At 35.6% G+C, this 21,886-nt stretch carries 18 protein-coding genes, 2 pseudogenes and 1 other annotated feature; of the genes and pseudogenes, 4 read left to right on the top strand and 16 right to left on the bottom strand.

What is annotated here, in order from left to right:
- Positions 1 to 55: 55 nt before the first annotated feature.
- Positions 56 to 802: a TenA family transcriptional regulator gene (locus Q9Q86_RS05535; protein WP_004954430.1), complete on the top strand. Its 747-nt coding sequence runs from the start codon at positions 56 to 58 to the stop codon at positions 800 to 802.
- Positions 803 to 867: 65 nt separating this feature from the next.
- On the opposite strand, the gene Q9Q86_RS05530 is transcribed toward Q9Q86_RS05535, so the two are convergent.
- On the bottom strand, positions 868 to 1,566 hold the full coding sequence (locus Q9Q86_RS05530) for an NAD(P)H-dependent oxidoreductase (protein WP_112987518.1): 699 nt from the start codon (positions 1,564 to 1,566) through the stop codon (positions 868 to 870).
- A 125-nt stretch (positions 1,567 to 1,691) separates the two neighbouring features.
- Here Q9Q86_RS05530 and Q9Q86_RS05525 point away from each other — a divergent pair, with 125 nt between their 5' ends.
- Entirely contained in the window at positions 1,692 to 2,690 is a 999-nt protein-coding gene (locus Q9Q86_RS05525) for an AraC family transcriptional regulator (RefSeq protein ID WP_112987519.1), read from the top strand.
- A 269-nt stretch (positions 2,691 to 2,959) separates the two neighbouring features.
- On the opposite strand, the gene Q9Q86_RS05520 is transcribed toward Q9Q86_RS05525, so the two are convergent.
- The 10 genes and pseudogenes from Q9Q86_RS05520 to Q9Q86_RS05475 all read right to left on the bottom strand — a co-directional run bounded on the left by Q9Q86_RS05520 (position 2,960) and on the right by Q9Q86_RS05475 (position 15,725).
- Entirely contained in the window at positions 2,960 to 3,745 is a 786-nt protein-coding gene (locus Q9Q86_RS05520) for a DUF1524 domain-containing protein (protein WP_228157361.1), read from the bottom strand.
- Between the two features lie 64 nt (positions 3,746 to 3,809).
- Positions 3,810 to 4,844 (bottom strand): DUF262 domain-containing protein, encoded by a 1,035-nt coding sequence (locus Q9Q86_RS05515; protein ID WP_228157362.1) that lies wholly within the window; start codon positions 4,842 to 4,844, stop codon positions 3,810 to 3,812.
- Between the two features lie 403 nt (positions 4,845 to 5,247).
- Positions 5,248 to 6,588, bottom strand: coding sequence for a hypothetical protein (locus tag Q9Q86_RS05510; RefSeq protein WP_112987520.1), 1,341 nt, complete (start codon positions 6,586 to 6,588; stop codon positions 5,248 to 5,250).
- A gap of 70 nt (positions 6,589 to 6,658) precedes the next feature.
- Complete coding sequence (locus Q9Q86_RS05505; protein WP_227540284.1) at positions 6,659 to 7,573, bottom strand: DUF3883 domain-containing protein; 915 nt, start codon at positions 7,571 to 7,573, stop codon at positions 6,659 to 6,661.
- A 65-nt stretch (positions 7,574 to 7,638) separates the two neighbouring features.
- On the bottom strand, positions 7,639 to 9,384 hold the full coding sequence (locus Q9Q86_RS05500) for a restriction endonuclease subunit S (RefSeq protein WP_112987522.1): 1,746 nt from the start codon (positions 9,382 to 9,384) through the stop codon (positions 7,639 to 7,641).
- Positions 9,385 to 9,399: 15 nt separating this feature from the next.
- Positions 9,400 to 10,875, bottom strand: coding sequence for a class I SAM-dependent DNA methyltransferase (locus tag Q9Q86_RS05495; protein ID WP_112987523.1), 1,476 nt, complete (start codon positions 10,873 to 10,875; stop codon positions 9,400 to 9,402).
- 57 nt (positions 10,876 to 10,932) lie between these two features.
- Positions 10,933 to 12,630: pseudogene (gene hsdR, locus Q9Q86_RS05490) on the bottom strand (EcoAI/FtnUII family type I restriction enzme subunit R); the annotation flags it as partial.
- A gap of 37 nt (positions 12,631 to 12,667) precedes the next feature.
- Positions 12,668 to 13,887 (bottom strand): IS3-like element ISAba19 family transposase gene (locus Q9Q86_RS05485; protein ID WP_087486619.1). Its coding sequence is split into 2 segments (ribosomal slippage): positions 12,668 to 13,611 and positions 13,611 to 13,887, totalling 1,221 coding nucleotides; the frame shifts between segments, so codons are not numbered across the junction.
- Positions 13,496 to 13,612, bottom strand: a sequence feature (AL1L pseudoknot). It overlaps the preceding gene by 117 nt.
- Before the next feature lie 49 nt (positions 13,888 to 13,936).
- Positions 13,937 to 14,620: pseudogene (locus Q9Q86_RS05480) on the bottom strand (DEAD/DEAH box helicase family protein); the annotation flags it as partial.
- 76 nt (positions 14,621 to 14,696) lie between these two features.
- Positions 14,697 to 15,725, bottom strand: coding sequence for a transposase (locus Q9Q86_RS05475; protein ID WP_305156084.1), 1,029 nt, complete (start codon positions 15,723 to 15,725; stop codon positions 14,697 to 14,699).
- A 618-nt stretch (positions 15,726 to 16,343) separates the two neighbouring features.
- Between Q9Q86_RS05475 and Q9Q86_RS05470 the strand changes: the two genes are divergently transcribed.
- Complete coding sequence (locus Q9Q86_RS05470) at positions 16,344 to 16,595, top strand: VF530 family DNA-binding protein (RefSeq protein WP_112987655.1); 252 nt, start codon at positions 16,344 to 16,346, stop codon at positions 16,593 to 16,595.
- Between the two features lie 70 nt (positions 16,596 to 16,665).
- Here the strand turns inward: Q9Q86_RS05470 and Q9Q86_RS05465 are convergent, their stop codons facing one another.
- Positions 16,666 to 16,974, bottom strand: coding sequence for a helix-turn-helix domain-containing protein (locus tag Q9Q86_RS05465; protein WP_004954417.1), 309 nt, complete (start codon positions 16,972 to 16,974; stop codon positions 16,666 to 16,668).
- Positions 16,971 to 18,302 carry a type II toxin-antitoxin system HipA family toxin gene (locus Q9Q86_RS05460; protein WP_112987654.1) on the bottom strand — a complete coding sequence of 444 codons (1,332 nt, stop codon included), beginning with the start codon at positions 18,300 to 18,302 and terminating at the stop codon, positions 16,971 to 16,973. Before Q9Q86_RS05460 ends, Q9Q86_RS05465 begins: the two co-directional genes overlap by 4 nt.
- A 277-nt stretch (positions 18,303 to 18,579) precedes the next feature.
- Here Q9Q86_RS05460 and Q9Q86_RS05455 point away from each other — a divergent pair, with 277 nt between their 5' ends.
- Positions 18,580 to 19,278: a DUF1826 domain-containing protein gene (locus tag Q9Q86_RS05455; RefSeq protein ID WP_112987653.1), complete on the top strand. Its 699-nt coding sequence runs from the start codon at positions 18,580 to 18,582 to the stop codon at positions 19,276 to 19,278.
- Positions 19,279 to 19,337: 59 nt separating this feature from the next.
- On the opposite strand, the gene Q9Q86_RS05450 is transcribed toward Q9Q86_RS05455, so the two are convergent.
- The 3 genes from Q9Q86_RS05450 to Q9Q86_RS05440 form a co-directional block, all read right to left on the bottom strand.
- Entirely contained in the window at positions 19,338 to 20,135 is a 798-nt protein-coding gene (locus Q9Q86_RS05450) for a sulfite exporter TauE/SafE family protein (protein ID WP_039907982.1), read from the bottom strand.
- A gap of 41 nt (positions 20,136 to 20,176) precedes the next feature.
- Positions 20,177 to 20,671 (bottom strand): flavin reductase, encoded by a 495-nt coding sequence (locus Q9Q86_RS05445; protein ID WP_005402649.1) that lies wholly within the window; start codon positions 20,669 to 20,671, stop codon positions 20,177 to 20,179.
- 186 nt (positions 20,672 to 20,857) lie between these two features.
- A complete protein-coding gene (locus tag Q9Q86_RS05440; RefSeq protein WP_004911103.1) occupies positions 20,858 to 21,886 on the bottom strand; it encodes a methionine synthase in 1,029 nt (342 codons plus the stop codon).

The following is a 21,886-nucleotide window of genomic DNA, read 5'->3' as shown; positions in this document are numbered from 1 at the left end:
CATCAATCGCATACAGAGTGATTGAATTAAGTCATACGAAATAGGATGCATCGCAATGACTGCTATGAATCAATACAGCACAAAATTAGAAATCACACCTCATTCTGATTGGGCGCAAAAGTTCTGGGATGAGCTTGTACCTGCTAAAGAAAGAGTGAGTAAACATCCATTATTTGTGGACATGGCAAATGGGGATTTAAGCCTTGAGTGCTTTCGTTCTGCATTATTAAATTTTTATCCATTGGTTGCTCATTTTCCGTCATACATGGCAGGTGCATTAGCTAAAGCGACTAACTTTGCTCTAGATGGTGTAACCGAAACCCGAGACTGGTTAATCCAAAATATCAAAGTTGAAGAAAGACATTTAAATTGGTATCAAGATTGGGCAGGTGGATTCGGTTTGACTGTTGAGATGTTAAATAACGTTAGACCTCCTGCGGCGATGAATGCTGTGAATCATTATTTGTGGGATGTAAATTTTAGAGGTGGCTTGGCTGAAAGTATTGCTGCAACAAATTTAGCCATTGAGTGGGCGACAGGTGATTGGACAATCCAAGTCTACAAAGGGATTCAAACTTATACTTCACATCCTGAAGTCAATATCAATAAACGATCATTGGCTTGGTTGAGAGCTCATGCGCATTATGATGATTTACATCCATACGAAGCGATGGAATTAATCAAAAGATTATGTGACAAAGATCCTGTTTTACAGAAAAAAGCTTTTCAGGCAGCTCAAGATGGTTTGGCTTATTATGAGTTAGCTTTGGATGAGTGCTATAAGATTCAACATAAAAACTAAGTTCTAATGATAGAAACAGTCACATTTTTTTAAAAGTGTGACTGTTTTTTATGAGTTTGATTTTGTTAAAGCGGATAAAGTTTCTCATCAAAGTTTTCTAATTTTGGAAACTCTAGAGGCGTTAATTGATCTATATTGTTTAAATAATCTTCAAAATTTTCAATGATATTCATTCTATCTTCATCTTTAATATAAGGAACATGATAAGCAATAAATGGCGGAAGTACCTCAAAACCTACATAAGCCAAACTCCCTCGTTGGATTGAAGATAGGTAAGTCTCTATATAGCCGTGAATTGATTTATCACCAAACATATGCTCTCGACCGCCCAGAGTCAGACACAGCATCGCTTTTTTTCCAGTCATTCCGCCATGATTGTAAAAGCGTTTTCCACCATAAAAGAGACCAGAAACAAATACTCGATCAATCCATCCTTTTAAGATTGCAGGAACAGAAGTCCAATATAGTGGAAAGCTGAATATAATGAGATCTGCACGTTTAACTTTATCGATTTCTATCTGAATATCTTGCGCAAGTGTTTGATTCTTTTGTGCATGACGTTGTTCAAGTGCATAATTAAAGTAATCAGTTTGGTTGAGTAATTCAAAATCTAATTGTGAAGCAACTGGATTGAAATTCATCTCATATAAGTCAGAGATTTCTACATAATGTCCTTGTTTTTCAAGATTTTCTTTAGCTGTATTTTTTAAAGATGATGTGAAGGACTTGGGTTCAGGATGTGCATGAACAATCAAAATATTCATTTAATATCGACCTTGATGAAGAATTTTATCTTTTTACTATGAACCGTAAATAAAAAAGCTGTCATAGTTCATGACCCGACAATATTTACCATTTCACGCCAATGTAAATGATTAATGGAGTGTCAATGCTAATTTCAAGGTTACCAGGTACATATGTAAATTTATTGATTGAAATTATAGAAGAATGGGGGATTTCATCAGAGGAAGTTCTTGCTGACACACATATTACATTTGAAGATTTACAAAAAACGTATTGGTATGTTGATTCGGACGTTTTTATTCAATTACTTAAAAAATCAGTTCGTTTAACTGGTAATGCTGCCTTTCCAATCCTTATGGCAAACAAAATGAAAGTATCTCATTATGGAAATGTTGGTATTGCTGCAATGTCTTCAAAAAACCTTGAGCAGGCATTGAGGGTATTAGAAGAATTTATTGGTCTATACTGTAGTGTATTCAAGCTGAGATTGGAAATTGAAGGTGAAAAAGCATTTTTATATCTTACTCATATGCTAGGTGAATCTGAGAGCACAAATAAATTTATAGCATTTCTTGTAGCAAGTTTTGCGAATATCATAAGAAAGTTGATAAAAACCGAATCAGATATTTTTATTTTTCTTAAGCAAAAACAATCATTTATTAATAATAATTTTGCTTATAAATTTGAGCAAGTAACGGATACTGTTTGCTTTGACAGAGAGTTACTGAATATACATTTAGAGACTGCTGATGAGATTGTTTTTAAACTTGCAAAGAAACAGTGTATTCGTGATACGGAGAAACATATAAAAAGTAGACAAACAAAATCTATTATGCGATCGCAAATCATTGAGCTCATAGAAACAAGTCTGATCCAAAAGAATATTGGTCAATTGAACTTATCTGAGGTTGCCAAGCAGTTAAATATGTCTTCAAGAACGTTGCAGCGTTATTTGGAAATTGAAGACACAACATTCAAGGCTTTGATTGCTGAAGTTAGAAAACAATATGCAGAAGCTATGCTGATTCAAAACGAACTATCTATACAAGAAATATCTGAGTCTTTAGGTTATGCAGACGTTTCTCATTTCTCAAGAGCTTTTAAAAATTGGACTGGTGTTACGCCAAAAGCATTTAGGAAGTAAGTATGAATAGATATGTAGTGTAGATTTTTCAAAAGCATTAAATTAATTAATGTTAAATTTCGCATAATGTATATTATGTTAAATCCGATACACCTAATCATAACTTCATATCCTTCTTACTGTCCATAAAAGTTAATTTTGAAATTTTCAGTGGAAATTAAAGCTAAAAATGAAATCGTTAAAAAATAAAGCTAAAAATGAAATTTTTTCAAAGTGAACTTTATTTCATTTTTAGCTTTAAGGTATATATGCCATCACACAATGACAATTTAGCCTTCTTTCTTATCTACTGTCCAAAAATCGCCCCAAATTCGATTACATATTTGGAAGTATAACTGCTGTCTTTGATCAATATGATCTTTAGTAAAAGTTTCCTCATTTTCTACTACTTTCTCTGACACAAAGGATTTAAATGGTAAATCTAAAGCGCTTATAGCATTCGTAAAGTTTGGATTATTTATATAGGCATCTGGGCTAAAAGATTGAGCTAAAATGTTTTCTTTTAAATAATGCTTAACTTTTTGGCTAACATACATATCTTTGAAAGATTGATTTGTTCCGTTAGGCAACAAAATCAGCCCCCCAAGTCTATTTCTATAGTTCTCAAATGAATGCTTATCTGTGAAAGTGTCCTTATGACGCTCATACTTATTTGCCCAAAGATGTTCAACCTCAAATGGTTTACCTTTTGATGGTTCATAATAGTCAACAAATGAGCTTTGCATTCCAGAAGCTTGTTCAACGAACACAGTCATGCGTGCTAAAAGAAACTTGACAAATCTGTAATTTTGACCATGTAATCTGAAATTTAATATACCATTAATTTTCTTATCCATTTTTTCTAATTTTTCTGAAAGAATAATTTTTAGTGTATCGAAGTCTTTTTGTCTAATTTCTTTTACTAGACTGTACATTGTATAACGTATTGATGTTGCAGAAAATAAATTAAAATTTAATGATCTTCTAACAGAAAAGGTTTCAATATAGCGAGCGACTAAATCTATTTTTTGCTTAACAAGCATATCATTATCAGACAAGGTTAAAGGTGCGAGCATAAGTGGTATGCTTAAGGTTGGAGCTATCCCCCATCTATGAATATAAAACACATGCTCTAATCCTTCAGTTAGATTTTTTTTGAGCATGTAAAATTGTAGTATATGCTTTGAGGAAAAATTTGAATTTAGTATTAACGAATTCTTCATAAGATAAAGCACCATTTGGATCTAAACCTACTTTATCAGTATTGTCACGCACCCAACTATGAAATCTAGTTCCTATTTTTTCAAAATCTTCATTTTTAGAACCTGCTGCACCTTGTCGAATAGTATCTGCGTATTGTGCACGTAACCAAGATTGAAAGAATCGTTGATCTTCATTCTTATCAATTTTTTTTAAATTTTGAATTTCTAATTTCCAAAACTCGTCTGCTTTTTTTCGTTTATTTTTATCATTAAATTTGGATAGTAAAAAACCTTTAAGCATTTCAGAAGGTGTTAAATTTAAACCACGATCATTCATAGTCTCAAAAATAGTATAAGCATTTTCATCAGAATAGGCGGTAATTTGAACTAAAATTACTTTTTCTTTGAGCCAATCTATAAAATTTGGAAAACACTTAGTTATATCTTCAGGGAATACTTCTGAAATATCTTCATATCTTGCAGCCATGTTTAATGAAGACTCATCTGCATCAGTATTGTTAAATACCCCATTTTCAAATAAAGCATTAAAGCAAGCCAACCTTTCTTCAACCTGAATATTAAAGCTCTTTTCACCAAATTTCTCTGAGAAGATCATTGGGGAAATATTTAAGCTCTCTCCAATATCCTTTTGAAAATGATTAAGAAAGATTAAAAAAAGTGTTAGAGACGTTAGACGTTGCTGACCATCAATAATACTTAAACTACCATCTTCCGATACTGAAACAACAAATGGCCCTAGATAATAGCTATTATAATTTTGAACTTCTTTACGGGCATCCCCTTCAGTATATTCATTAAGAAATGCTGTGGTTAGATCTGTCACTAATTGCTGAATATGCTGTTTCTGCCAAGAATATTCCCGTTGGAAATAATCAACCGAATATTTTTGTTCATTCAGCACTTGATATAGAGATCGATGAGCTGCTACAATCTTATTTGAAATATTGGACATTTAACCCTCTGTAAAGCTTATGAAAATATATAACTTATAAAATACATAGCTTATTGAGGTAATAACGATGACTCAAGATTAAATTGAGTTTTTTGTTCTTGTATCGCCTGCGTACAAGAGAAACGCATCTGAAAAGGATTTCTGACTTGTATATTTTACTTGTCTAAAAAATTAGACTGTTTCTCCCACTCCGAAACTAAGCGAGTTCAACCGACATATACCAGATCTTAGCAAAAGCAAAACATCACTAAACACTACTTGCTAAAAACAAGCTTAATCAATTGCTTAACAGCCTACAAGTGTTAGGCACTCATTCATTGAAATTAGCCTATCAGTGCCTAGGTAGTAAAAATAATAATTAAAAATCAATTATATATGAACTCATATTTTTGACTTTTAAAAATTATAAAATTTCGTGCTGTTTAAACAGTGCCGTAAAGAAGTCTTTTACAACAGATACCGCATTATCTTCGGGCGTATTTTGATCGTTATAGAACTCAGCACCACCAAAGCGATATACTTCATAACCTCTTAAACGTAGATCACGGTCTACCTTAACCATTTCCGCATAGCGTTTGGTATCCGCTCGACCATCTTCCCGTGCATAGTGATGTTTACCATCAATTTCAATAATCACACGTTTGAGATTTGGCAAGATCATGAGAAAGTCGATCCGTTGTCGGATACGTGTTTTTCCACCTTCTAAATCTTTTGCTCGCATTGGGTCGTATGCGATATAAACCTGTGGAATAAGTGCTGGTAGTTTTTCCCCAAGTTTTTCCTGAAACAAAGAAAAGTATGATTTAAAGAATATTTCTTCAGCTTTAGAATCTAAACAATTATTTAAGCGTGTTCTGAGCTTTAAATTAGGATAAATGTTGATTTCATCCCACCAATCTTCCATATCAGACCAATTGAGATGATCAATAATCTTTCTATCGTATGTGAGAGGATCGCCATCATCTGAAATGACAGATACAGTTCCATCTAATGCATCACTGATCCCAATATTCGGTTTTGTGCCAATTGCACCGAAAATCAGATAGTCTGGTGCTTTATTGGGCTTATATTCTTGTTCTTTAATTTTAAAAAATGGATAGTTTTTTGACTCATCTAAAACCAGAATCATCCCATCTTTTTGCAGCACATCGTTGATTTTAGCAATTAAAATTCTATTTTCCGATTCATCTCTTAAGTTAGAATTGGCGATATTTTTAAGCAATTTCCTAAAAGTTGCTGTTGATGCTTCAAAGATATTAAGAGTATCAAATAATTCATCTATTGAACTAAACCTTTGATCTTTAATATCTTCTGTTAAAAATATCTTTGATAACTCTTTAGATGCATTTTCTTTTCCGAATACATCTATTGGCAAAATATTAGCAATTTTTTTACGAGTTTTTGAGCGTATAGGCGGTAATTTATCATCATAGTAGAAACTGATTTTATTAAATAAAGTTGGATCATCAATTTTATTTGAGTATGTGATACAAAATTCTATACAAGTCTTTGGATTTATCATTCCTAAAATATTTTCTATATCTGATGTATATAACCAGCTTTTACTCATGAAAAGGCTATTTCCTTCCCTATAAATTCTATCAACTTCTCTTTTCACATTTATAGAAGTTAAGAAGTCACTTCGACTATCTAGAAATGAAATAATTTCATTTTCAGGCTTAAATATATGATTATATTTACTTAAATATTTTGAGGTTTCTTGAATTACGGCACTAATATTCATAAATTCTTGTGTTCAATTAAGGTCATACAGCTAAACTATAAAAAATTGATAGCTACTATCATGCATATATTTAAAAATCATTTAAATTAGCTTTGAACGCAATTGCTTTAAAATCACTTGTATCTTTAGCACCAAATGGATTTTTAATTTCTCTAATCTCAACGATTGATTCTAAATCTTCACTCAGTACAACTCTGTAGATATAGGCTTCTTCACCTTTCGCTTTTAGCACATTAAACTCATTAGCGCTAAAGAAAAAATCAGCTTCGGCATTTACTGTTGTCGTTTTGACTTCTATATAACGTGATTGACCGCCAAAATAACTTTCAATGTCATAGCCTTGGCTGACATTGATTTTCCTACGATCAATGATGTATTCATCAATTTTTGAGGGATCAGCACCGAGTTTTTCTAGCCGCTTTTTTTCATACTCAATGGCAAAGTCTTCGCCTTTTGTACCGATGGCATCTTGGCGTTCAAGCTTCTTTAAAAGCTCTTCAGGTGAAACCTCTTTCTTTTTTGAAGCTGTTGAAGCTGTTGAAGCTGTTGAAGCTGTTGAAGCTGTTGAAGCTGTTGAAGCTGTTGAAGCTGTTGAAGCTGTTGAAGCTGTTGAAGCTGTTGAAGCTGTTGAAGCTGTTGAAGCGTACGCCATTAATGCTTGATATTGTGAAAAATTCACATTAGAAATTTTAATGATTGTACTTTTATTCTGAATACCACGAATTGAGCGAATTGCTGAATGTATTTCCTTAGGATTAACATATCTTTGAATTTTACCATCAAAAATATTTAGCTTTTCTATTTCACCAAAATCTTGTACGTCGTCTACATAGAAAGTTGCACTATCTTTATTTGCTTTTAAAGCAAGTGTAAAACCTTCATAAATTTCGTAGGCTATGAAAGGTGCATTTTTATGATCGACATAATGCAATGCTTTTCCATGACATCTCTTTTGTAAGTCTTCATAAATTAAAAAACTTTCCAAGTTGTAGATATGGTTAGAAAAATGCTCATCCTTGCTTTCAACATAGATATTTATTGGATACATGATCACACCCCCTCCACAGCATTCGCCACCAAAGCATCTGCTAAATAAATCTTGGTTTTCTGTAATTTACTTTGTAAAACTTGAAGCTGTTCAATCATAGAAAAGAGTTGATTTACTTTTTCAACAATACGTTTTTGCTCATTTAATGGTGGAATAATAAATGGATAGTTTATAAAGTCATCAACTTTTAGACTTTCTACAGTAGTTCCGGTCTTAGTTAAATTTATGAGAATATGTTTTTCAAAACCTTTAAATAAGATAACAAGATATTCAATAACCGAAAAATCATACAACTTAAGTGCTTTAATATCTTGGTTTATAGTGACTTCTTCTTTTGTTATAGCTAAGGGAAATGTGCGTCGTAAAATTCCGCTACGTACCACAAAAAGTAAGCTGTTTGGTGGTAAAAGCTCTAAACCATCCTGAATTGCTAATGCTGTAACATGATCTTCAGAATCATAGATTTCTTCTAATTTCATATCTTTCGGTGAAACCCATGGAATCGTGCCATCCCAATACGCAGGATTTGCCTTACTTGGAGTTTTGCCACCACAAAAATTACCAAGTTCCTGTAACCTGAAAAATTCCCACCCACTCGGCAATTCAAACGGCTTCTCTTCCTCAGTAATTTCAGGCAAAGGCTTCGACTTTTTAATCTTACCTTCTTTAATCAGCTTGGCTTTTTCATCCGCGATTTTTTTAAGTAACTCGCTTGCAGGTTCATCGCTTGGGACTTGTTTGACCAATTTCCCCATTACAGCAAGCTGTAAAACGGTTTGTTTTAACTGCTCAATGCTGTAATCCGTGCTAAATAACAGATCAAAATTTGCAACAATGCGTTGCCAATTGGCTTGAAACTCATCGGCATCGTTTGATTCAGTGAGTGCTTTTAGCAAAGTATCAACCAATGTGGCATGCGCATCACTGCTTAGAGTTTGTTTTTGCTCAAGCTGATCGCACAGTTGCATAAGTTCATCGACTTTTTCAACGATACGGTGTTGTTCTTCGAGTGGTGGAATTTCTATTATCGTTTCTATTAACTTTTCTCTAGAAATATTAGGTTGTGCACCACCCGCACCCATACCAATAAAATATTGTTTTTTTGCTTTCAAGAAAATTAATAAATATTTTGAAGGTAAACCTCCAAATAGAGTACATGCACAAACTGCTTGGTTGGTTGTGCACTCAACTGTTGTAATTGAGGTTTTACCAATAGTTGCTCCATACATTGCAATTAATACATCATTAGGTTTATTTAGCCTTAATGAACATTTCTCTAATGCTAATTGAGTTACATATTCCTCTGACGAATTGATGTAGTCTGAACTCAACTCTCCTGATTTAAACCAAGGTATATCTCCTCCATATAGTTCACTATTACCTCTTGGCGGAGTTGCACCTGCTCCCCAATCACCTATATCTAATAAGTAACAAGTAATCCATCCCTGCTTAGTGTTTGATGGATCTAACAATGGTAATGCTTTAGGTTTTCTAATAATTTTATTTTTAATTAAATCCTTTTGTTCTGCTTTGATCCTTTTAAATAACTCAAGAGCAGGTTCATCATTAGGATTTTGGGCAACTAATTTACCACTAATCGCCAAATCTAAAATCAATTCACGAAGCTTCTGCACACCATAAATCGTATCATTCGAACCCGAACTAGCCCCACGCCCTGACTTTTTCTCGGTTTCCGCAGTCCGCCAAATATCCAAATGCTCAGTAATGAGCTGTTTTACATCGGTCATCTCATTCACCCTCAATTATTGGCTTAACGCTTCATCTAAAATCGTTTTTAGCTGATTACGGATTTTGCTGATCTCAGCCTGTAAATCCGCATACTGCGCCAACAATTCCTCAGGGTCTTTGATTTCCTCTTCCGCTTGATGCGGATTCTTAATATCTAGGTTGTAATTACGATCTAAAATTTCTTGCTTAGAAACTTTCCACGCCTGTTCATTTTCAACACGACTGGCAAAACCGTCAGCTTCATTGCCCCACCATGCTTTTAAAGCATCAAACTCTTTGAGCTGAATCGGCTTGGTCTTGTTATAGGCTTTTACGCCTTGAGGTAATTTATGCTCATAGAACCAAATATCTTCGGTCTTTTTGCCTTTGGTGAAGAATAAAATATTGGTACTGATGGATGTATACGGTGCAAAAACAGACTTCGGTAAACGCACGATGGTGTGCAAATTACATTTTTCCATCAGCTCTTCTTTAATGGCGGTTTTAATGCCTTCACCAAACATAAAGCCATCAGGCAATACCACGGCTGCACGACCATTGGATTTTAACAGCTGAATCAACAATACCATAAACAAATCGGCTGTTTCACGGGTTTGGAACTTGGTCGGGAAATTCTTCTCAATGCCTTGTTCTTCTGTACCGCCAAATGGTGGATTGGTTAGAATCACGTCCACACGCTTATCTGCTGTCCATGAAATCAATGGATAAGACAAGGTATTGTCTCGACGGATTTTTACAGGCACATCAATGCCGTGCAAAATCATATTGGTGGTGCAAAGCAAATGCGGCAAAGGTTTTTTCTCAATGCCGTAAATGCTGTCATGTAAGACTTTTTCATCATCGGCATTTTTGACATAGTTTTCACGCTTATGCTCAATGGCTGAGGTTAAAAAGCCACCCGTACCACATGCAGGATCAAGCACAGATTCATGCAATTTTGGATCAACAATTTGTGCCATAAACGTGGTGACTGCACGAGGGGTATAAAACTCGCCTGAGTTTTTCGCATTTTGCAGATCACGCAACAATTGCTCGTAAATGTCACCGAAAGCGTGACGCTCACTTGATTTATTAAAGTCAAAGCCTTTTTGAATCTGGTTAATCACTTTACGAATCAGACCACCTGACTTCATGTAGTTATAGGCATCTGCAAAAACAGACTGTACTACACGCGCACGAGGATCATCATTTTCCTGAGCAAGATTTTGTAATCTTGGGAAAAGCTGATTATCAATAAAGTCTTTAAGCGCATCTCCTGTAATACCTTCATCATTAGCTGCCCAGTTACGCCAACGGAATTCTTCAGGAATTGGTGATTTAAAGGTCTTGCCTTCAAAAAATGCAAGAGTTTCTGCTTCTTTTTCACGGTCATCAACCACTTTCAGGAAAAGCATCCAAACCAACTGACCAAGGCGTTGTACATCACCATCTACGCCCACATCTTCACGCATGGTATCTTGAATAGACTTAATTGTTCCCGAAATGCTCATAATTCGACTTCAAATCATTAATATTAAATTTGTGCAAGAGTTTAACAGACAGCAACCTTAAGACACATCATCGTAAAGTTGATCGCCCAGTTCTTTCAGTGCTTTTGTATATTCTTCAACCGAACCAAAGGACTGAATAATTTCCATGAGTGATCCCATCTGATTAAAAGGTGGAACTTTTAAAATCTGCACATCTTCAATCGGCTGAATCCCTTGATCAGCAAACTTGTCCAGCAATGCATCTAACACCTGACGCGCCTGCTCGTTGTACTTGGTAAAGTAATTACGTTTACGGACGTTATTGGCACGTTCTTTTTTAGTCAGTGCTGGCTGATCAAAAGCGATATGACAGATCAGATCAAAGGCATCAAAGTCTTTGCCCACCTCATCTTCTAAGGCTTCAAAAATCACACCTTGCTTTTGAAATTCCTCAATAATCAAAGATTTCTTATCAGCACCTTTCCATTTACGCAAAAAGGCATCTAAAGATTCATAATCTTTTAAAATATGCTGACGGGTGTAATCCTTTAAAGACTCGGTAACAAGCTTGCCATCATTGTCATAAAACTGAACTCGTTCACCCAATACTTTCACAGCAACATTGTTGACGACATATTTTTTAGGTAACACACCGCCACCGTCCGTATCATCGCCATCACCACCTGTTGGTGGATCAAATGGTTTTGGCTCAGGATTGTCACCATCTGTTGTATCATCACTGTCTTCTGGTGGCACGATTGAATCATCACCTTCAGGGGTATAAATCACCACAGGCTCACCATCAAAAGCAGGATCACTAAATAATTCTGTCGCTTTCTTAAAGTCCATAATCGTGAACCAAGACTTTCCAAACTCTTCATTTACTCGTGTACCACGACCAATGATTTGCTTGAACTCGGTCATGGATTGAATATGCTGATCGAGAACAATCAATTTACAAGTTTGGGCATCAACACCTGTCGTCATGAGCTTGGAAGTAGTTGCAATGACAGGATAACGTTCTTCAGGGTTAATGAAGTTATCTAGTTCAGCTTTACCTTCTTGATCATCCCCCGTAATGCGCATGACATACTTGCGATTTTCTTTAATTTTATCAGGGTTCAGGTTTACAAGTGCCTGACGCATACGCTCTGCATGATCGATATTGTCACAGAACACAATGGTTTTGGCATAGGGATCAGTGCTGTTCAAATACTCCGTAATTTTTCTAGCTACTAACTCTGTACGCTTTTCGAGGACAAGCGTTTTATCCATATCCTTTAAATTAAAGATACGATCTTCAATTTCATTACCATGTCTATCTTTTTGACCTTTAGCTGGTCGCCACCCTTGCAGATCCTTATCTATATCAATACGAATCACTTTGTAAGGTGCAAGGAAACCATCTTGAATCCCTTGTTTCAAGGTATAGGTATATACAGGCTCACCAAAATAAGTGATGTTAGATGTATCTTTTGTTTCTTTAGGTGTTGCAGTTAAACCGATGTGGGTTGCTGAAGTAAAATATTCAAGAATGTCACGCCATGCAGAATCTTCTTTAGCACTACCACGATGACATTCATCAATCACGATTAGGTCAAAGAATTCAGGACTGAACTGCTTATAAATGTTCTTCTCTTCTTCTGAGCCTGTTACAGCCTGGTATAAGGACAGATAGATTTCATAGCTTTTATCAACCGTGCGATTGGTGATTTTTGTCATCTTGTCGCCAAAGGGTTTAAAGTCATTATTCTTGGTTTGATCAACTAGAATATGAACCGTACCGGGTTTGTCGGAGACTTTTTTATTTAAGTTAAGCCACCTGACCTAACGGGTTAATCTTATCATAGTACATTGCTTCAAACTCAAAAGGCGATACATAACCCAGTGCACTGTGTACACGCTTTTTATTGAACCAATCTACCCAGTTTAGTGTCGCAAGTTGTACATCTGCTAAACCTTGCCAATCTGCTTTTAAATATTCAATCACCTCTGTTTTGTATAAGCCATTCACCGTTTCAGCCAGAGCATTATCGTATGAATCACCCGTTGTACCGACTGATGCTCGTAAATTTGCTGCTTCTAAACGATTGGTATAGCGAATGGAAAGATATTGCACACCTCTGTCGGAATGATGAATCACATTCTTTGGCATGCCTCGATCATGCAATGCTTGCTCTAATGCATCAAGCACCATATCTGTATTCATCCGTGTAGATACTTTCCATCCAACAATTGCTCGTGAGAACACATCAATAACAAATGCGGTATATACCCAGCCTGAATGAGTTTGAATATACGTAAAGTCACCCACCCATAGTTGGTTTGGATGATCAGCATTAAAATTACGTTTCACTAAATCATCTGCCCGTTTTTGGTCATCTCGGTTACGGGTGGTTTGTTTATTCTTACCACGCCAAACACCTTGTATACCTAGCTTTTGCATCAATCTAGCAACTGTACAACGTGCAATAACATAACCCTCACGTTTCAATTTTTGCCAAACTTTACGTACACCATATCGACCTGAACTTTCTTTCCAAATTCGTTTAATTTGTTCAGCATGATACTCATCATGTAGATCTCGTTTCGCTCGATGTTCTGGATTGTCAGTGAGATCTAAAGTTCGGTAATAGGTTGAAGGTGCAATCGGTAAAATTCTACAAATCGCTTCAACACCATATCGATCTTTATTGTTATGGATAAAATCCACCATTATTTGTGTGGGCGGTCGAGCTCCGCCTGGGCGAAAAAAGCGGCTGCTTTACGTAGAATTTCATTGGCACGTTTTAATTCTTTAATTTCACGTTCCATTTGCTTCATTTTTTCTTGGTCAGATATCTGTTGTACTTTGGCAGGATTTAGTTGATCCAGATGCTTTAAATACCAAACACGCAATGTTTCAGGAGTACAACCGATTTTAGGAGCAATAGCTGTGATTGCTGCCCAAGTAGAAGGATAATCTTTTTCAGATTCAATTAGTAATTGAACCGCTCTTTCTCTAATTTCGGGGGTATAGTTTGGTTTTGTCATCGGGATAGTCTCTCAGAATATTGACTCTCCGACAAACCCGGTACGGTTCAATATTACGGTCAGCTAAAAAGAGAATGCGTTTTTTAGCACCAGATTTCCATAAACGCCAAATGATCTGAAAAGCGGTATAGGTCTTGCCTGTACCTGTTGCCATAACCAATAAGACACGATCTTGCCCACGAGCAATTGCTTCTAATGTCTTATTAATTGCATTGGTTTGGTAATAACGTGGCGTGCGATCTGTACCATCATCGTAATAAGGAAATTCAACAATAGCTTTTGCTTCAGGTGATATTACACCATGATGCTGCTGATATAGATTCCATAACATATCTGGTGCTGGGAATTGATCTAAACCTAACTCTGTTTCCACCTTATTGGGATTAAACAAACCTGTCTGGTCATGTAAAAGAAAGCCATCTCCATTCGTGGAAAATACAAAGGGAGTTTGTAAACAGTCAGCATAACCAAGCGCTTGTTGCATACCAGCGCCTAGAGTATGATTGTTGTCTTTGGCTTCAATCACCGCAATCGGGATGTTCTTTTTATAGTAGAAAATATAGTCTGCACGTTTGGTTTCACCACGAGTATGCAATTTGCCACGAACCATGATTTGACCTTTTGTAAAAGTCACTTCTTCACGGATCTGTTGCGCTGTCCACCCTGCATTTATTAGAGCAGGATAGATAAAACGAGTACAAATCTCACGTTCTGACAAATCCTTTTTAGACATATACCCCTCACTGTGCGCAACAATATGTAAATTATGCAAACTTATGTAAATTAAATATAGTAGGACTTACGCACTATCATTTATAGATTCTCTGTGGTAGCAGATGATTTTTATCGAGAATAAAGTCATCAATGAAGTCTTTGATGATTGGTCTAAATAATTTCTTCTGCCAACGATATACATTTTCAAAGATCCGCTCAAACTGGTTCTTTTGTATCTCGACGTAGGCCATCAAGGCTGCAAAAATATGATTCAAAATCAGTTTAGATCGTCTTACTTGAAACTTTTCAATATGACAAACCTGTTTAATCACTCGGTGATATTGTTCTATTTTCCAATGACTTGAATGTAATTCATGAAAACCCTCAAAGGACAATAAATCATCTTCATCTTGATGCACAATATAAAACCTCTGCTGTTCTTTTAACTGAGTCTTAAATAATTGTACAAAGCCAAAATCTTTGAGCCAGACTACTTGACCCTGATGAAAATTCGGCAATAAACGCAGTTGAAACCATTGTCCTTTTTCAGGGGAAACCTTACGGTTACTGTCGACACCAAACATAAATCGAATACCATATTTTCTTATGGTTTTTAGATTTGCAGTCGATGAATACCAACTATCACCTGTAATAAATTGAATCTTTGCACCCCAATCGAGTACTTCACTTAACATCTCCATAAAGTAATCATTCTTGGTTTTACTTGCTGACTTATCATAAATTCGAAAATTAATTGGAATATTTTGACCATTTTGATCTGTCGCATACAAGGTAATGAGATTAATACCCTTGACGGATCGGTGGTGTTTGCCTGACCAAAAATAGCTAACCAAGTCCATATGTTGACTATATGGCTTATCTAAAACAGTATCATCAATACTGACTATAAGTTTATTATTATCAATATGTTGAATTGCTTCTTGATATAGGTCGTGAGGTGTGTAGTCTTCCCGCTCTAGAAAGCGATTTACACTATCATGCGAGATGTTATAAGTCTCAGCAAGTTGTGTGCAGCTAATAGAGTTCGGTTCTGTCATGAGAAAACCCATATAAATGGGTAGAGTACAGGTTGCTGTAGAAACATGTTTAATTCGTCTAATCACAGATACTTTATAAAGCATTTTAATACTTTTTTGAATCCGTCAATGCGTAAGTCCTATATAGTTTTTACTTGAATTTTAATATATCAATTTTTTGAATACATTTTTAGTTTTGCGGATGATTTTACTAATATTTTTTTCATTTATTTTCTTAATAAAATTTATTATTAAAAATATTAGAAAGATGCCACTGGACTGCCACCACTCTCCTAGACAAATTTCGTCTATTCTTGGACTGCCACCAATTTTGTAGACACCTTTTAATTAGTGGTGGACTGCCACCACTCTCCCAGAAAAACTGAGTCTATTATTAAGATCTTTTTAGTAGGAGAATATGTATTCATAGCTAGGTTCATGAACCAAATATTTTATAATTTATCACTTTAGTGCTCTAAGTAATTAAATTTATTGTTTATTAAACATAAATTTAATTGTGAACTAGATTCTAGGTGAACATAAGTTAAATTACTTACACCTGGCAATAACTTCATCTTTTCTATTCCTTAACTACTATTCAATAACTTAAGTGATTTCTATTTTAATTACGTTCAAATTCCAACTCTCTCATTTTTAACTAGCCTAGGCTATAATGGTGGTCTTCCAAAATATTGTTGCTCTATTATGAACACCTCCAATGACCCTCTACACGGCAAAAAACTTGCTGACATTTTGGATGAATTATTGGATTACTACGGTGGCTTTGAAGGCTTAAGTCGTAAAATTGAAATTAGATGTTTTTGCATAGATCCAAGTGTTAAATCATCATTGCGATTCTTGCGTACCACACCATGGGCACGTGAAAAAGTAGAAAGCTTATATTTGTATGTCTTACTCCAAAAAGCCAAACAGAAATCTCAGCTATCAAAACCCTAGTCCCAGCATTTTAATTAGCCGATTCTTAATATCTTTTATCAGGAAACTATATGTTCCATAGCCATTGATCTCATTCTGATGGTTTAATGATCTTTCTCACAATGTGCTCATGAGTCGGTACAAGTCCTGCTTTCAATCCAAGTGGTTTAAATACCTTGTCTAAAACAGATTGAGTAAGTTTTCCTTTGTCCTGTTCAATATCAGTTAACGTCCTGCGACTTACACCGACTAAATTTGCATATTGTTCCTGAGACATACCAAGAATATTTTTTCGCAAATACGCCAATAATTGCCCTAATGTGATTTCATTCAATAAGTACTGCATATATAGATCAATAAGAACTTGTTGACGATCTTGAGTCTGATTTTTTGTATTCATAATAGTTCCCATCTTTCTAATTTAGCTTCAACATAGTCAAATGAAAGCGCTGGAATCTCCATAATTTGTTTTGGTACACCTTTATCTATTAATCTTTGTTTTAGCCCAACAAGATGACTTGCTAAAGATTTCAATGTAGATAGAGACAAATTCGGATCGCATAAATGTGCAAGCTTTTGTGTAATTTGCTCCCATTGATATTCTCCTCCTTCCTCATAAGGACTTCCCCAAGTTGTTGATCTTGTAACAACTTCTGGATCAGCTTTCATTGGAGCAAAATCATAAATTGGAGCAAGCGAAATTTTTCCAGATTGTTTTAGAAATGAAGTATTTCGCCCATGATTATCAGAATTACCAAAAATAATATTGAGTAAATCTCGCTGTAACCACTCACAAACGAATTGTTCTGAATCAAACTCTGAATCAATAGATATCAGTAAATTGCATAGATTTTCAATCACTTCAAAGTGATTGAGATGGCTACCCGAAGCTTTATTTAATACGGAATAGACAGATTCAAGCCCATGACGATGCCATTTTTGGTTGTGCCATTCAACATCAAATCTTGGTAGCCATAAAGATGGATATTTTTCACCTTCGATCAGCTTCATTTCTGTAGTTTCAATGGTATTGAAACCCAACTCTTTTAGCTCTTGATAGTAATAGTATTCTGCTCTGAGAATATTACAGTCGATCTCACTACGATTATTTCTAGGGAATTTAACTAGATAGTGTTGATCAGGTTGATCAAAGTTTTGTTGATAAGTATCAATCCAAATATTTTGATCTTTTGTAGCACGAATCAATAATTTAGGAGCTTCACCACCCGCTCCTGTTGCACCACCACTAATTGCACCCATTTGCTGTGCATATTCAAGAAAATCTACATTTCGGTCAGCAACATCACTTTGACTAAAATAACGTAAATGCAGAGTTGATTCAGGATTGATTGGTGGAAGAGCTTCTTTTATTCTCAAATTGCCTACGGGTGCGATGCCACCTTTTTCTAATAAAATACTATCTTGCTCAGCATGCGTTAGTCTTTGTAGACCTAGAAAATTCACCCAATAACGGCGTGCAGCACCTGATGGAACAATATCATCTAAAAAACCAAACCATGAACTAGATTCATGTTTTATTAGTATTTGTATAGGTAGCGACAAACTACAGGCATGCTCATCTCGCTTGTCCAAATTGTGGATTGCGTATTCTAAATCGTAAGCTAATTCACTGGCACTTGCTGAGCCTAGTTTAGGTTCTAATAATGTTAGTTCAGCAATATCAAACCAACTTTGATCAAGTAACGCCTGTATTGTTAATTTTTTCATTGATGTAAATGAGCAATTATTTTCTCAAAAATACTCTATTTTTTTATTTTTGTGAATATATTTGCGCATAATTATTTTTTATATAAGTTTTTGAGCATAAATTTGCTCATAACGATATGTGGAAAATAACTTTCTCAGTGTCTATTTAAAACCCTTTATTTCATTGTTATAAGGTATGAAAAATTAAATGTTTGAAAAATACTATTCCATCTATCGTTGTTAACGTGATCGAACTGTGTATCATTAAACATATTTTCTTTTTGATAAACTTCTTTTTATGAAGAATGCATTTTCTAACCACAAGCAAATTAGCGTGGTTTCTAGTTTCTCCGAACTTGTCAGTTCTAATTTTCAAGGAGATAGAAATGCGATTTGTTGGTATAGAAATCTTAATGGGGATTTTCAAGAAATCGTCAAAAAACTTCAGCTAAAGCAAAATGTCACTGAGATTTCAGTTGATGATTTATTGGCTTTACAACTTTCTGAACATGGTCGTTTAGCAAGAGAAATCATAATTGCGGATATTCAGCAATTAACAGAGCTTGGCGCATCACCTACGCTTAACTTAATTCAAAATTACGAACGTGATGATGAGTTAGATTTTATTTCGACAGATGTTTATTCATTTCATGTTGATCGCTCGCCTATTCCAACAGATACTTTTTTATGTACCTATTACGGTGCGGCAAGTGAGATTCTGCTAAACGATCAAGTTGAGCAAAAGATTCTAGTTCCTGAAATTAGAGAAAAACTAAAAAATCTACATGATGGACCAGAAGCCGAATTTGAGAATTTTTTAGAAGAATATTTCTTTGATTTGCACTACCGAGCAAAACCTGAGAGTAAACCTGTTAATTTAGGTTTAGGTCATCTATGGCGTTTGGCAGTCGACCATCCAACACAACAAGTTTTACCCTGTGTGCATAGAGCACCGATAGAGATAGATGGAGAATATAGATTGCTGTTGATTTGTTAAATACTAGACAAAGATTTTAAAAGCTCACAGAAAAGTGAGCTATACGGAGAAGATTTTTATCACATGCCTTTGTAAAGAAAGAAACATCCAACGATCAATAACATTAAAGCAAAGCATTTTTTAAGTACGATTGGCGATAAAATATGTGCTGTTTTAGCTCCAAGCTTAGCAGTCATAAAACTCATAATGCTAATACCTAAAAATGCATAGATATGTACAAAACCAATAGTGTTAGGCACATTGATATGCTGTTTCATACCAAAAAATATAAATCCTAAAGCACCTGCGATGGCAATTGGTAAGCCACATGCTGCCGAGGTGCCGACGGCTTTTTGCATGACTACACCATAATGATTTAGATAAGGAACGGTTAAACTCCCTCCCCCAATACCAAAAATTGCTGAAGCAACTCCGATGCCTGTACCTGCAAATATTTGTCGAGTTGTTGATGGTAATACCTTACCCTGATCGATTACATTTTTCGCCCCAAAGAACATTTTGTAAGCAACCCAGATCACAAATATCCCGATGATCAACTGTAAATTTGCACCAGAAAGTAACCCCGCAATACCAGCTCCTAAAAATGAACCAAGGATTAGTCCTGGTGTTAGATTTTTAAATACAGGCCAAATCACGGCGCTGTTTTTATTGTGGGCGATCAATGAACTAATAGAAGTCACAATGATTGTTGCCAATGAGGTTCCCAAAGCCATATGCATGATGACATCTGGTTGGTATCCCATTTGAGTGAATACGATGTATAAAAGTGGAACGATAATGAGCCCACCACCGACACCAAAGAGTCCAGCAGCGAAACCAGCTAAAGCCCCGATGGCTAAAAAAATGATTAATTCCACGAGATATTTTCTTAAAATAAAGGGATGAATAGATAGTTGGCTCAGGCAATTTCTGCAATCTGCCCAACTTGATGATAAGCACGGTTAAAGTAGACTAACCCCTGATCATGCTGACCTTGTTGGATAGCAACGATACGACAAATAAAAATTGTATGTGTTCCAACTTCTTGAATCTGCTCAATTTGACAATCAAAGCTAACCAAAGCATCTTTTAACACAGGTGCGCCAGTTTCTAATTCTGTCCAACTGCCATATTTAAAACGTTCTTCAGGACTCATCTTTGATGAAAACACTTTAGACATATGCTGATGATGTGCCGCCAAGACGTTCACAGTGAGAATTTTATTTTCAACAAAGTGTGTATGTGAGCTAGAAGCGATATTCATACATACCAAAAGTGTTGGTGGTGAATCTGTCACGCTGCACACAGCTGATGCCGTAAATCCATATCGACCTGTAGAGCCAATCGTTGTTACAACACTCACTGCACTTGTTAATAAAGACATTGCATTTCTAAAGTCTATTGCTTCAATCATTAAATTGTTCCTCAATTGAACCGTACCTTTTAGATTTAGCAATATCATGCTATTCCATTTCTTAGGCACACCATCTGCATGTGTTTTTAAATAGATGCGATCTTTGATCAAGATTGATGCTAAAAGAGACTCATGGCTTGATCATCATTTTGATTGCAAACCATAAATCCTATTTAGCTCAAAATATTAGTTAGATAGTTCTTTTCGAACGATTTCTGCACCTGCGCTTAAAGCATTAAGTTTGCCTCTCGCTACATGGCGAGACAACGGTGCCATACCACAATTGGTTGATGGATAAAGTTTGTCAGCATCAACAAATTGCAAAGCTTTTCTTAATGTATCGGCAACTTCTTCAGGTGTTTCGATATTATTAGTAGCAACATCGATCGCACCTACCATCACTTTTTTACCGCGAATTAGTTCAATTAGATCCATTGGTACGCGAGAGTTTTGGCATTCTAGCGAAACGATATCAATTTTAGATTGTTGAAGCTTAGGAAAGGCTTCTTCATATTGACGCCATTCTGAACCTAATGTCTTTTTCCAATCTGTATTGGCTTTAATACCGTAGCCATAGCAAATATGTACGGCTGTTTCACATTTCAGACCCTCTAGCGCTCTTTCTAAAGTTGCAACACCCCAATCATTGACCTCATCAAAAAATACATTAAATGCAGGTTCATCAAACTGGATGATATCAACACCAGCTGCTTCGAGTTCTCTCGCTTCCTGATTTAAAATTTTTGCGAATTCCCATGCTAGTTTTTCACGGCTTTTATAATGTCCGTCATATAAGGTATCAATCATGGTCATAGGACCTGGTAATGCCCATTTGATCGGTTGATTGGTTTGTTGACGTAAAAATTTAGCATCTTCAACGAATACAGGTTTTTGACGACTGACAGCACCCACAACGGATGGAACACTTGCATCGTAACGATTTCGAATTCGAACCGTTTCACGTTTCTGGAAATCAACACCATCTAAGTGTTCAATAAACGTTGTGACGAAATGTTGGCGAGTTTGTTCACCATCACTTACGATATCAATGCCCGAGTGTAATTGCTCGTGTAGCGACAGTCTTAAAGCATCTTGCTTAGCCTCATAAAGTTGTTCATCTTGGAGTTTCCATGGCGACCAAAGTTTTTCAGGTTCAGCTAACCAAGAAGGTTTTGGTAAGCTGCCAGCAGTTGATGTCGGTAATAATCTTTTCAT

Origin of the sequence: Acinetobacter sp. A22 (assembly GCF_030913345.1) — a bacterium.
Classification (GTDB): domain Bacteria; phylum Pseudomonadota; class Gammaproteobacteria; order Pseudomonadales; family Moraxellaceae; genus Acinetobacter; species Acinetobacter junii.
The sequence above is the reverse complement of the archived record's forward strand: the minus strand, read 5'-3'. Positions and strand labels throughout refer to the sequence as shown.